The 12,445-nt window shown below is 47.7% G+C and carries 11 protein-coding genes; 7 read left to right on the top strand and 4 right to left on the bottom strand.

The genetic code is table 11. The features are described 5' to 3' along the window. Positions 1–32: 32 nt before the first annotated feature. Positions 33–1,127 (bottom strand): tRNA (uridine(54)-C5)-methyltransferase TrmA, encoded by a 1,095-nt coding sequence (trmA, locus tag XMD579_RS05270; protein ID WP_173480875.1) that lies wholly within the window; start codon positions 1,125–1,127, stop codon positions 33–35. A gap of 151 nt (positions 1,128–1,278) precedes the next feature. Between trmA and metG the strand changes: the two genes are divergently transcribed. The 3 genes from metG (at position 1,279) to XMD579_RS05255 (ending at position 6,585) form a co-directional block, all read left to right on the top strand. Further along, a complete protein-coding gene (gene metG / locus XMD579_RS05265; RefSeq protein WP_173505991.1) occupies positions 1,279–3,303 on the top strand; it encodes a methionine--tRNA ligase in 2,025 nt (674 codons plus the stop codon). Positions 3,304–3,613: 310 nt separating this feature from the next. Next, a complete protein-coding gene (locus XMD579_RS05260) occupies positions 3,614–5,179 on the top strand; it encodes a Re/Si-specific NAD(P)(+) transhydrogenase subunit alpha (protein WP_173480873.1) in 1,566 nt (521 codons plus the stop codon). 11 nt (positions 5,180–5,190) lie between these two features. Then, positions 5,191–6,585 carry an NAD(P)(+) transhydrogenase (Re/Si-specific) subunit beta gene (locus XMD579_RS05255; protein ID WP_173480872.1) on the top strand — a complete coding sequence of 465 codons (1,395 nt, stop codon included), beginning with the start codon at positions 5,191–5,193 and terminating at the stop codon, positions 6,583–6,585. 43 nt (positions 6,586–6,628) lie between these two features. Here the strand turns inward: XMD579_RS05255 and XMD579_RS05250 are convergent, their stop codons facing one another. After that, positions 6,629–6,940 (bottom strand): DUF6482 family protein, encoded by a 312-nt coding sequence (locus tag XMD579_RS05250; protein ID WP_173480871.1) that lies wholly within the window; start codon positions 6,938–6,940, stop codon positions 6,629–6,631. Between the two features lie 105 nt (positions 6,941–7,045). On the opposite strand from XMD579_RS05250, the gene XMD579_RS05245 reads away from it, so the two are divergent. Both XMD579_RS05245 and XMD579_RS05240 read left to right on the top strand, forming a co-directional pair. Continuing rightward, complete coding sequence (locus XMD579_RS05245) at positions 7,046–7,507, top strand: DnaJ domain-containing protein (RefSeq protein ID WP_173480870.1); 462 nt, start codon at positions 7,046–7,048, stop codon at positions 7,505–7,507. A gap of 6 nt (positions 7,508–7,513) precedes the next feature. Beyond that, the gene (locus XMD579_RS05240; RefSeq protein ID WP_173480869.1) at positions 7,514–8,317 is read left to right on the top strand and encodes an MOSC domain-containing protein; all 804 of its coding nucleotides are present in this window, start codon (positions 7,514–7,516) and stop codon (positions 8,315–8,317) included. Here XMD579_RS05240 and XMD579_RS05235 read toward each other — a convergent pair. Beyond that, positions 8,285–10,213 carry a GNAT family N-acetyltransferase gene (locus XMD579_RS05235; RefSeq protein ID WP_173480868.1) on the bottom strand — a complete coding sequence of 643 codons (1,929 nt, stop codon included), beginning with the start codon at positions 10,211–10,213 and terminating at the stop codon, positions 8,285–8,287. The genes XMD579_RS05240 and XMD579_RS05235 overlap by 33 nt on opposite strands. Continuing rightward, positions 10,213–10,788, bottom strand: coding sequence for a DNA endonuclease SmrA (smrA, locus tag XMD579_RS05230; RefSeq protein ID WP_217364085.1), 576 nt, complete (start codon positions 10,786–10,788; stop codon positions 10,213–10,215). Before smrA ends, XMD579_RS05235 begins: the two co-directional genes overlap by 1 nt. Before the next feature lie 118 nt (positions 10,789–10,906). On the opposite strand from smrA, the gene XMD579_RS05225 reads away from it, so the two are divergent. After that, the gene (locus tag XMD579_RS05225; protein ID WP_173480866.1) at positions 10,907–11,773 is read left to right on the top strand and encodes a hypothetical protein; all 867 of its coding nucleotides are present in this window, start codon (positions 10,907–10,909) and stop codon (positions 11,771–11,773) included. Positions 11,774–11,777: 4 nt separating this feature from the next. Beyond that, a complete protein-coding gene (locus tag XMD579_RS05220; protein WP_173480865.1) occupies positions 11,778–12,398 on the top strand; it encodes a glutathione S-transferase family protein in 621 nt (206 codons plus the stop codon). Positions 12,399–12,445 lie beyond the last annotated feature (47 nt).

Raw genomic sequence — 12,445 nt, 5'->3', positions numbered from 1 at the left:
AGTAGGATTATTTCAAAAAGAGGATCGATTAACTAGACCTTCTTAGTAAGGTATACGCCACATTCGACATGATGGGTGTATGGGAACTGATCAAACAGAGCAAAACGCTGCACGTCGTGAGTCTGAGACAGTATCTCTAAATTCTCTTTTAAGGTTTCAGGGTTACAGGAGATATAGACAATCGCCGGGTAGGTCTGCACTTGCTTAACGGTCTCTGCATCTAAACCTGCACGAGGCGGATCAACCAGTACGGTTTGAAAATCAAAGCTGGTCAGATCCAACCCTTCGGTTCTACGAGAAGTACGAGTGCCTTGAAGTACTTCAGTAAACTCTTCTGAAGAGAGGCGCAAAATAGAGACGTTCTCAACACCATTTACCTCAATGTTGTACTGCGCACTGCGTACCGACTCTTTAGAGATCTCAGTACCGACAACTCGATCGAAGTTCTGCGCTAGCGGCAGACTGAAGTTACCGTTACCACAGTAGAACTCCACCAGGTCGCCCCTAGCATCTTGAGTTGCATCCAACGCCCACTCGATCATCTGTTCACACACCTTAGCGTTGGGTTGGGTGAAACTGTTTTCGGTCTGTTTGTAGGTGAAGGGCTGACCATTGATCTGAATCGTTTCAATAACAAAATCACGATCCAACACAATCTTGTTTTTACGTGAACGGCCTACAATATCAATGCCAAACTCTTCACGAAGGGGTTTTGCCGCCTCAATCCACTCTTCTCCGATCGCGCGGTGGTAGAGCATGCTGACCAACAGCTCCCCTTTTAAGGTCGCTAGGAAATCTATTTGAAATAGACGTTTACGCAGCTCAACGTCACCTTTTAAACGCTCGAGAAAATCGAACATCATCGATTCAATGCGCGTATCGACCATTTTGCATTCTGTCACCTTGACCGGTTTGCGCTTATCTCCCGGTTCAAACATCACGTAGTCGATCTCATCACCATCATGCCAAACTCGAAACTCTGCTCGCATACGGTAGTTCTCTGGTGGGGAGCGAAACAGCTCGAGCTCGGGAAGATCAAACTCTGAGAATAACTGCTGCATTGTTTCTGCTTTTTCAGCAAGTTGCTGTTCGTAGAGGGCAGGATCAATAACCGGTAAAGATGACATGCAATGGGTGCCTTTAAACGTCTAAAAAGAGTAATTGGGGCGCAGTGTAACAGTGCATTGAGTAGTGACCAAACCTGAGACCTTTAATCAATCGAAGTAAACGCGTAAAATCGACGCTCAATTTTTTCGTAGTAGATAGTGATTAACCTAGATGACTGATTCTAATCGCAAGATTCTTGTTACCAGTGCCCTGCCTTACGCTAATGGACCTATTCACCTGGGCCACCTAGTTGAATACATCCAAACCGATATTTGGGTTCGCTTCCAAAAGCAGCGCGGCCATCAATGTACATACGTCTGTGCAGATGATGCTCACGGTACACCGATCATGCTGAAAGCGGATCAGATGGGTATCTCACCTCAAGCATTGATCGACAAAGTCAGTGAAGAGCACCAGCGTGACTTCTCAGGTTTTTTGGTCAACTTCGACAACTACTACTCGACGCACTCGGAAGAGAACAAGCAGTTTTCTGAACTGATCTACACGCGTTTACGAGATAAAGGTCACATTGCTCGTCGCACCATCACTCAAGCGTACGATCCTGAAAAGGAGATGTTCCTTCCGGATCGTTTCATCAAAGGTGACTGTCCAAAATGTGGTGCGGAAGATCAGTACGGCGACTCGTGTGAAAAGTGTGGTGCAACCTATGCCCCGACTGAACTGAAAAATGCCTACTCTGCTGTATCAGGTGCAAAACCGATCGAGAAAGAGTCTGAGCACTACTTCTTTAAGCTTGAAGATTTCGAATCCTTCCTTAAAGGCTGGGTAGACACACACGTTCAGGATCAGATGAAACACAAGCTGAATGAGTGGTTCGAATCCGGTCTTCAACAGTGGGATATCTCACGTGATGCGCCCTACTGGGGATTTGAGATTCCTGACGCCCCTGGCAAATACTTCTACGTTTGGTTGGACGCTCCCATCGGCTACATGGCTAGCTTTAAAAATTGGGCGGATAAAAATGGCGTCGATTTCAATGAGTACTGGTCAGAAGATAGCAGCGCTGAACTCTATCACTTCATCGGTAAAGACATCGCCTACTTCCACACCCTATTCTGGCCTGCTGAACTGCATGGTGCAGGATTTAGAACACCAACAGGGGTTTTCTGTCACGGTTTCCTGACAGTCGATGGACAGAAGATGTCTAAGTCTCGTGGCACCTTTATTATGGCCGAGACCTACCTGAAACACCTACGTCCAGAGTATCTACGCTACTACTTTGCAGCGAAACTGGGCTCAGGTATTGATGACATCGACTTAAGCTTAGAGGACTTCCGTCTTCGTGTTAACGCCGATCTAGTTAACAAAGTCATCAACATTGCGAGCCGTTGTGCAGGATTTATCACTAAGAAGTTTGATGGCCAACTGGATAGCACACTGGCTCAACCAGAGCTCTATAACGAAGCAGTTGCCGCTGGTGATTCGATTGCAAATGCTTATGAAAAGCGCGAGTACGCCAAAGCGATGCGCGAAATCATGGCATTAGCCGATAAAGCCAACCAGTATATTGATGCAGCTGAGCCTTGGGTATTGGCTAAGCAGGAAGGTAAAGAGGCTGAGGTTCAAGCCTGCTGTACCATGGGCATTAACCTATTCCGAGTGATCATTAGTTACTTAACTCCAGTTCTTCCAGAGGTATCTGAACAAGCTAAAGGCTTCCTTAATATTGAAAGCTTTGCTTGGGATGAGATTCAAACACCTCTACTGGACCAAAAGATCAACAAGTTCAAGCCGCTTATGCAGCGTGTAGAGCCTGAAAAGATCGAGGCGGTCATCGAAGATTCAAAACAGAATCTACAAGCCGCTGCGCCTGTTAAAAAGGCTGAGCCTAGTAAAGAGCCCATTGCTGAGACCATCGAATTTCCAGACTTTGCCAAAGTCGATCTTCGTGTCGCTCGCATCGCTAAAGCTGAGCATGTTGAAGGTGCTGACAAACTCCTTCGATTGACGCTTGATCTAGGCGATGAGACACGCAATGTCTTTGCAGGTATCAAATCGGCCTATGCTCCAGAAGACTTGGAAGGCAAACTGACCGTTATGGTCGCTAACCTTGCACCGCGTAAGATGAAGTTTGGAATGTCTGAGGGGATGGTACTAGCGGCTGGACCTGGCGGTAAGGATCTTTGGATATTAGAACCCCATGCCGGCGCTCAGCCAGGAATGCGCATCATGTAAGCCCTGTTTTCGAACAGTGCGTCTTTTTAAAAAGGAGCTTCGGCTCCTTTTTTATTACCTCTTGTTGATTAAATTACATCCCAATAAGAAGAGAATTAAGCTAAATCTTAAGCATCCTGAAAAATTTTAATAATCCGTATAAGTTAATTCAGTTTGGTTATTAATAACTTTCGTAGTAGATTATAAAGATTAGTTTTAGGTTAATTCTATTTAGTTATGGAATGGCCATATTATATAGGCTTAGCTTCTATGCTGAGCCAGGGTTATCAACAGCCATCCTCGGGTGGATACTATAAGAGAGGTGAAATCGATGAGAATCGGTGTACCCCGCGAGAACGAAGAAGGCGAAAAACGCGTCGCCCTCACTCCAGACGTTGCAGTTAAAATGCAAAAGCTGGGTTTCGACATCTCGATGGAAAGCGGCGCTGGCGCAGATGCTAGCTATGCGGACGAAGAGTATGAGAAAGCTGGTGTAGAGATCATTAAAGATCCTAAAGAGCTATGGGGTAATTCAGACATTATCCTGAAGGTTCGCCCACCTAAAGCCCACCCTGAACTTGGTTTCAATGGCGTAGAGTTGATGAAGAAGGATCAAACCATCATCAGCTTCCTATACCCAGCGATGAACCCTGAGATGCTCAAAGAGATGGCTGATCATGGTATCAATGCACTGGCTATGGACTCTGTACCACGTATTTCACGTGCACAGAAGATGGACGCCCTATCTTCAATGGCTAACATCGCGGGTTACCGTGCTGTTGTTGAAGCAGCGCAGCATTTCGGTCGCTTCTTCACTGGTCAGATCACCGCAGCAGGTCGAATCAACCCAGCTAAAGTACTGGTTATCGGTGCCGGTGTTGCCGGTCTTGCCGCTATCGGTGCTGCGAAAGGCATGGGTGCCATTGTTCGTGCATTTGATACTCGCCCTGAGGTTAAAGAGCAAGTTGAGTCGATGGATGCTGAATTCCTGATGCTCGATTTCGAAGATGACGAAGATGGCAGCGGTTCTGGCGGTTACGCTAAGACCATGAGCCCTGAGTTCATCAAAGCAGAGATGGATCTATTCGCGGCTCAGGCTGCAGAAGTGGATATCATTATCACTACCGCACTGATCCCTGGCAAAGAGGCACCTGAGCTGATCACTGAGCGTATGGTCGCTAACATGAAGCCTGGCTCTGTCATTGTTGACCTTGCAGCGGAAGCGGGTGGTAACTGTAAACTTACCGTCGCTAACGAAGTGGTTAAGAAGCACGATGTCACTATCATCGGCTACACCAACCTACCGAGCCGTCTTGCAGCGCAATCCTCTCAGCTCTATGCAACTAACATGTTGAACCTGTTGACTGAACTTTGCCCAGAGAAAAACGGCGAAATCGACATCAACATGGAAGACGAGGTGATTCGTGGTGCGACGGTTGTCAAAGAGGGCAACATCACTTGGCCACCACCAGCGCCTCGTATCTCGCTTGCACCTAAAGAGGACGTCGGCCTTAAAGCGAAGCAAGAGCTTGAGCCAGAGGTTGAAAAACCGGCTCACCCACTTGCGTTCCTGATCCCTCTACTGATCGCCGGTGGCGCTCTATTTGGATTGGGTTCTGTTGCTCCACCTGAGTTCATTGGCCACCTAACCGTATTCGTATTGTCATGTTTTATCGGATACATGGTTATCTGGGGCGTATCGCACTCACTGCACACACCATTGATGTCTGTCACCAACGCAATCAGTTCCATTATTGTGATTGGCGCTTTAATTCAGATCTCAAGTGACAATCCAGTGGTGATGGCGCTTGCCGGATTGGCTGTGTTCATTACCAGCATCAACATTGTGGGCGGTTTCGCCGTAACACAACGCATGCTTCGCATGTTTAGGAAGTAAGGAGATAATCGATGACTTCAGGAATTATTACAGCTTCCTACATTGCAGCCAGCGCCCTGTTTATCATGGCACTAGGCGGTCTTGCGCATCAGGAGTCTGCACGTCGCGGTAACTTCTATGGCATGCTGGGTATGGCGATTGCTGTCGGTGTTACCATCGTTGGCCTAGTCTCTAACAACTACGGACTTCTGGTCGGTGGTATTGTTGTCGGTGGTATCATTGGCTACATTCTGGCGCAACGTGTAGAAATGACCTCTATGCCTGAGCTAGTGGCGATTCTTCACAGCCTTGTGGGCCTAGCAGCCGTATTTGTGGGTTGGGCGAATGCTCTAGAGCATGCACCACTCACCGGTGTTGCTCAGTCGATTCACGCCGTTGAAACCTACCTTGGCATTCTGATCGGTGCGATGACCTTCTCTGGTTCCGTCATGGCTTACTTGAAACTAAGCGGGAAGATTGGCGGACGCCCTCTTCAACTACCAGGTCGTCACCTATTCAACATTGCACTCGGTGTGATCGCTTTATACTTCATGATTCAGTACATGGATACAGCGGCAACTGGCGGTGTCTTTGAATTGACGGTTATGACCATCATCGCACTGGTATTTGGTGTGCACATGGTGGCAGCGATCGGTGGTGCTGATATGCCTGTTGTAGTCTCAATGCTGAACAGCTACTCAGGTTGGGCTGCTGCAGCGATGGGCTTCATGCTAGGTAACGATCTACTCATCGTCGTCGGTGCTCTAGTCGGTTCAAGTGGTGCTATCCTCTCTTACATCATGTGTAAGGCGATGAACCGCAAGTTCCTAAACGTAATCTTTGGTGGTATTGGTCAGAAAGCTTCAAGCGGTGGTCCAGCAGGCCCTGCGGGTAATGCTGAAGACATTCGCTCGGTTGAATCGGATGAAGCGGCAGACATGCTTCTTAACGCTAAAGAGGTCATGATCCTACCAGGTTACGGTATGGCGGTTGCTCAGGCTCAACACACCGTATTCGAGATCACTAAGAAACTTCGCGACAAAGGCATCAACGTTCGCTTTGGTATTCACCCTGTAGCGGGTCGTATGCCTGGTCACATGAACGTACTGCTTGCTGAAGCGAAAGTACCTTATGACATCGTTTACGAGATGGAAGAGATCAACGAAGACTTCCCTAACGTTGACGTATCTATCGTTATCGGTGCCAACGACATCGTCAACCCTGCAGCACAGGAAGTACCAGACAGCCCTATCGCAGGTATGCCTGTACTTGAGCCTTGGAACGGTAAACAGACCATTGTCATGAAACGTTCTATGGGTACTGGTTATGCGGGTGTCGATAACCCACTCTTCTACAAAGAGAACACACGCATGCTATTCGGTGATGCTAAAGAGCGTTTGGATCAAATCCTTAAAGCGATTAGCTAATCCAGAGTTGATACTAAAACGGCACCCTCGGGTGCCGTTTTTTTTATGAGTAATCATTATCAGGAAGGCTGATATCAACCAGCAGAGGTTCAACCTTGTCGCCCTGCAACCCAATCATTTCGTCATAATAGGATTGATGCTCTAGCACCGCCCTTTCAACCCTTAATCCTTTGAACGGAATCTTGGCCGCTAGCTGAGATCGAAACACCTGAGGGCGCCCAGTGTCGTCAACTAGGGTTGATTGCCCAGTCTCAGTCGTTAATTGAACCAGATAGTGTTCACATTCAAAGGACTTCAATCTCAATTCAGATATAACCGGACGCTCACGATTGAGCTGCTCGATAGTTACTTTCATATGGCTTCCTTAAATCTACTTTTCAGGTTACGTCAGCTATACTCTTTCGGACCAAGCATTCATGCCAAACCTTCAAACCCAATATAAGTACAGAGACAAGACCTTGTGAATCCAATCTCTTTTATTGCTGTCGTTATACTGATTCTGCTGATACTCGGCTGGGTGAGATCTAAACCCAAAGAGCATCGACGCAGAGCTTGGCTTCAAGCCGGACTCATCACCCTAGCGCTGGTGATGCTCTTTTTAGCCATTACCGGCAGGATGCACTGGCTAGGCGCTCTGATTGCCGGCCTACTTCCCTTTGTTAAAAGTGCGTTTCCCTGGTTGCTGCGCCTACTCCCTTTTCTAAGGGCTCGACGCCAGCAACAAAAGAACAGCCCTAAACCCTCCGGAAACCCAAGCAAACAGGAGGCCTATGAAATATTGGGTCTTAAAGAGGGAGCATCAAAAGAGGAGATCCTTGCTGCGCATAAGCGATTGATGCAAAAAGCCCACCCTGATCGCGGTGGCAGTGATTGGCTTGCCTCTCGCATTAACTCGGCCAAAGAGACGCTTCTAAAGGACTAACCAGAGATGAAACTCGTCGACATCATCCGCTACCCGATCAAGTCGGGTCAGGCCGTGCATTTAGAGCAAGCGAACATAGAAACTAAAGGGATCGTTGGCGACCGTCGTTTCATGCTAGCGGAAGAGGATGGGCGGTTTATAACAGCTAGAAAAGATCCGATTCTGCTGGATCTGAACATCGAGTCAGACGGTCAGACTCTCTCTATCCTCTACAAAAACAAGATGATTGCGAAGGGTGATTTCAGCTCATCGGAGAGACTCAGCGTGACTGTTTGGAGTCGGATTACCTCAGTACAACGAATCAGGCTCAATAATAAGACGCTGGATTCCCTGTTCGAACGCAAAGTCTGCCTAGTGTTTAACGACAGTCAGGCAACAGAACTTGCAGAAAAGCGCTATGAGTGGGGCCCAATACTCAGTGATGGTTACCCTATTCTACTGACCAATACCGCCTCACTGGATGCACTTAACCATGCATCAGGCGGGCTGTTTGAAATGGCTCGATTTAGACCTAACCTTGTCATCGACAGTTCAATACCCTGGATTGAAGATAGCTGGAGTCGGTTTCAAATCGGAGAGGCCATATTTGAACGTCGCAAGCCATGCGAACGCTGTGTTTTAGTCACACGCGATCCCATCACTGGATTGAAAGATAGCCATCAGGAACCGCTCCGCACACTGCAGGCAATTCACTCTGGACCGAATGGGGAGATCAACTTTGGCCAAAATATTAGCTTGGTAAAGCCTGGAAAGGTCTCTCTTGGGGATAAAGTGACCCTAGTCGATGAACTGGGACACCCTATGTCGTAAAGCCTTGAGTTGATGCTTGTTCGGTTTAAGTTCAAGGTGACCAACCTCGTTATGCGCAACCCCCTTATCTAACAACTCAATCCAAGGTCTTACTAGTGTGAGTGGCGCACTGCCCTGAGCAAAGCGCTTTAAAGACTCAATCTGATGAGACGATAAAGCTCTCTGCTCAAGCGTTTTAGGTAGAGCCTCAAAACCAACTGGCATTGCCGACCTCAACTCTCTCTCAATCTCAAATTGATAACGAGAAACTGCCTGCTCGCATAGAAACTGAATATCGTCTGTGGCGTTGGCGTTTAACGCTTTCATAACCAGCAATGCGGGCTCACCCGCCACCGGATCGATACGATCGCCCATACGAATCGCTCTGTAGCCAGAAGCGTTCCAAAACTGCCACACCTCTTGGTATCCAGCAAAGCTAGCTCCCATGAAGTCGATCTGAGACGCAATCGCTTTCGCTTCAATAGAACGGAGCATAGCTGCGGCAATGCCTGATCTTCTGAAATCTGGCACGACCGCAATACGTGCAATTCGCCAGAAGCGCTTGGTACCTAGTGTGACCATACCCTCAGAGAATATGAGTGTTTGCGGAAGTAGATTGCCATTTGGCCGTCGAACACCCTGAGCGATCGCCTCAGAGAGCTCAGCAGACAGCTCACCCTCTTCTGAAATCCACGCAACACCAACCAACACTCCGCCCTGCACTGTCGCGAAAATAGATTGCCCTGGGGAGTCGAGTAGAACTCGTAGGTCGTTGGGTGAGGTTCGGTAGTGAGCTAGGTGTAGAAGCTGATAGATCGCCTGTAATCGATCAGGATGGCTAACAAGGCCATCGAGTTCTAAACCATACACGCAGTCATCAAAGCCTGAGAACGCCTTAGACGGCTCGCCTTCAGTCAGAAACAGCAGTTCATTGATCGTCTCTTCAAGCTGATCCCCTTGAGACCATCGAACCGGTTCAGCCAGCTGGGAGTAGTTAACACCCTCTCGCTGTAGACCCAAACGTTGTAGAAAACGAAGAGAGAAACCACGCCCAAATCCTTCATAGCCATTAACCGTTGTCGAGACTGCTAGATGATTGGCAATTTCAACCAGTTGATCAAGCAGAGGCGTTGCAATCGCGGCGGCTTCATCAATCACCAACAGTCGAATATCGGGGTTGGTACGCAGCTCCTGTAAGGCTTCAGCAGGATGGAGGAAGCGCGGCTGAAACTCATCGCTCTGCTGATAGAGAGAGTAAACGGCGCGCTTATCCGGTGCCGTCACAATGACCTGATTGGACTCCCAATCAGACTGTTTTAACGCATGGCCCAAAGCTGAGGATTTGCCGCGACCTCTGTCTGCTGTAATAACTCTGGTAGAGGTCGATAGAGACCAGTCATCAAGCAGGTTATCCACCACAGCCTGTTGGTCAGCAGTTAGGGCTATTGATTCAGATAATTGAGTGCTAGTTGTACTATTGAGCTCGACGGCGTCAATATCACAAATAATATTACTACTATGATTTAAACTATTGATTAATAATTGTATGTAGTTTGAATAATAACTTTCAGACTGCCCCAAGGCTTGTAAAAACGGATCAGCATAATTGGGCCAAACAGACGCTTTAGGAGTGATCAAAATCAGTACACCAGGAGCCCGAACAAGGCCCGCCCCTTGGGCCAGAGCATTAGGTGTGAAGCCGTCAAAAGCATTGAAGATAAGGTAGTCAATGGATTGACCAAGCTCTGTCGCTAATCGATCGGCTCTAATCGAACTAAAACCCTCTTGCGACTGACCGACTAACAACCCTTTCATAGAGTTGAGAGGGAGTTGATCCTTAAGCTGATTGATCGCCTGACCTGCCTCTACTTCTGACTCACACTGAAGCCAAACCAGTTTTCGATCGTTGATGGCCACTATCGATGACGCTCTAGATTGGCGAGGCGCTGCTCTTCATTCTTACGTAACAACAGATAGATCGCTGCAAGCCCCCCATACTGGGGCTGACAGCTATGAAAGGCTAACACCTCATCAATGTTTGGCAGCCAGAGTGTCAGTGCACTTTTCATCTTGTTCTGAGGTGCCTGCAGATGCTTGCCACGTCCATGGGTAATCATGACTGTGCGTAGACCCAATCGGTAACACTCCTTTACAAAATTAGGCACCTCTTCACAGGCCTCAGAGAGCGTTCTGTTAATCAAATCAAGGCGCGCATCGACAGTGTATTTACCCAAACGGAGATTGCGATAGACCCCCTCTTGAACGCCATCGCGTTTCCACTCGACAGGGTCCAAGGGGTTCAACAGTTGATTGTCAGTAAATCGAAAGCGCTCATCAACCCCTTCGGCCTCACGTCGACGCTGTTCAAGAGCCTGCATATCACCACGTCTTAAGTGCTCGCGCGCAGAGACCTTAGCCTCTGCCTTAATCGGTTTAACTCCTTCACCTAGCATTAACGATGTGAAATCGTTTGTAATCTCTTGATCAGACACACTCATTACCTCAAAACCGGCAGAAAGACTTTAAACCGGTCAATAAAGTGATTATTGTTGCTGTAATAACGAATAACAACCCTGATTCGAATCAGTCGCCTGTTAAGGACACACCACTATGCAACGCGTCATTATCGCTCTTATTCTGATTATCATTGCAGTATCGACTTACCTTTTCCTGAACAAACCGGAAATATCCACTGACTCCCAAACCGGCGAAAGTGTGCAACCACAAAGCACCCCCTCACAACAGCCCCTTGCAGAGACAGAAAAAGCGGCCAAAAAGGTCATTAAAACACTGACCGAAGAGACCAAAGATGAAGCGCTCGATATTAAACAAGCGAATAACTTTGTTACCGGTGATCAACTGCTAGAACTACCCAACATGAAGAGTGAGGCCGCTCAAGTAGAGACCATTCAGACAGCTATGGAGGCCGCTGATGAGGCTCAAACCCAGGGTGTACAAACCTCAACCCTTGTTGTGAAGCAGCCACTCGTCAGCAATGAATCGGTGAAGCCTGATCAGATGATGAAACTCATCTCTGAAGACAATGTTATCAATACCAAAACACTGTCACCCGGAGACAAAATTCGTCTTAAAGAGCTTCTATCTAATCCCGACATCGCTGCCGGCAGTGTCTTCTACATTCATGCGGTAACCCCCAACGACATGCAAGGGCTCTGGGGCATATTGCAGCGTGGCCTTACCAACACCTTCCGTGAAGGGATCAAGCTCAGTGGTGAGAACGGACAAACGCTCATCGCAGAGATTCCAGAACTTGCTGACGAAGTGCTTGAGAATCAACGCTCCTCTTTCTTAGGCGAGTTCCTCTACTCTAAGGTGAACGACATCTACATTTACAACTACCAACAGGGAATGCTGGGTCAGGATCCAGACCTGATTAAACCCGGTCAACAGTTGGTGATTGTTAGTTATAGTGAAGAGGAGCTGATTAAAATTTACCAACACTTCACACGAGGCTAATCAGATGATCGATTTCTACACCTGGGGCACACCAAACGGCCATAAGATCCGAATCATGCTTGAAGCCTGTGGTTTCGAATATCAACTCCATAGAGTCGATATTCTTAACGATGAACAGTTCAAACCTGAATTTCTAGCCATCAGTCCCAACAATAAGATACCCGCCATCGTTGATCATGATGGTCCTAATGGCGAGGCTATCTCCCTATTTGAAACCGGTGCTATCCTGCTCTATCTCGCCGAGAAAAGTGGCCAGTTTATGCCCACAGAACCTAAAGCCTACTGGCAAGTGATGCAGTGGCTAATGTGGCAGATGGGTGGATTTGGACCTATGCTTGGACAGGCACATCACTTCAATAAATTTGCACCGGAACCTATCCCCTACGCGGTTGATCGCTACTGCAAAGAGGCGCATCGTCTTTGGGGTGTTCTGGATAAACAATTGGAAGGACGCGACTTTGTTTGTGATCAACTGTCGATTGCTGACTTCGCAATCTTTCCATGGGCAAATCGCTTTGAATTTCAAAAAATAGAACCTGATCAATACCCCAATGTGGCCGCTTATATTGAGCGAATGAAGTCCTTTGACTTTGTCTCTAAAGGGCTAGAGATGCCTAGCACATAATGTTCAGGCCCGCTTTCATGGCGGGCCTTTTTGTTGTTTAAAAAATA

It is taken from the genome of Marinobacterium sp. xm-d-579 (assembly GCF_013282935.1).
Classification (GTDB): Bacteria; Pseudomonadota; Gammaproteobacteria; order Pseudomonadales; family Balneatricaceae; genus Marinobacterium_E.
Note: the sequence above shows the minus strand (reverse complement) of the source record. Positions and strands in the feature narration are given on the sequence as shown.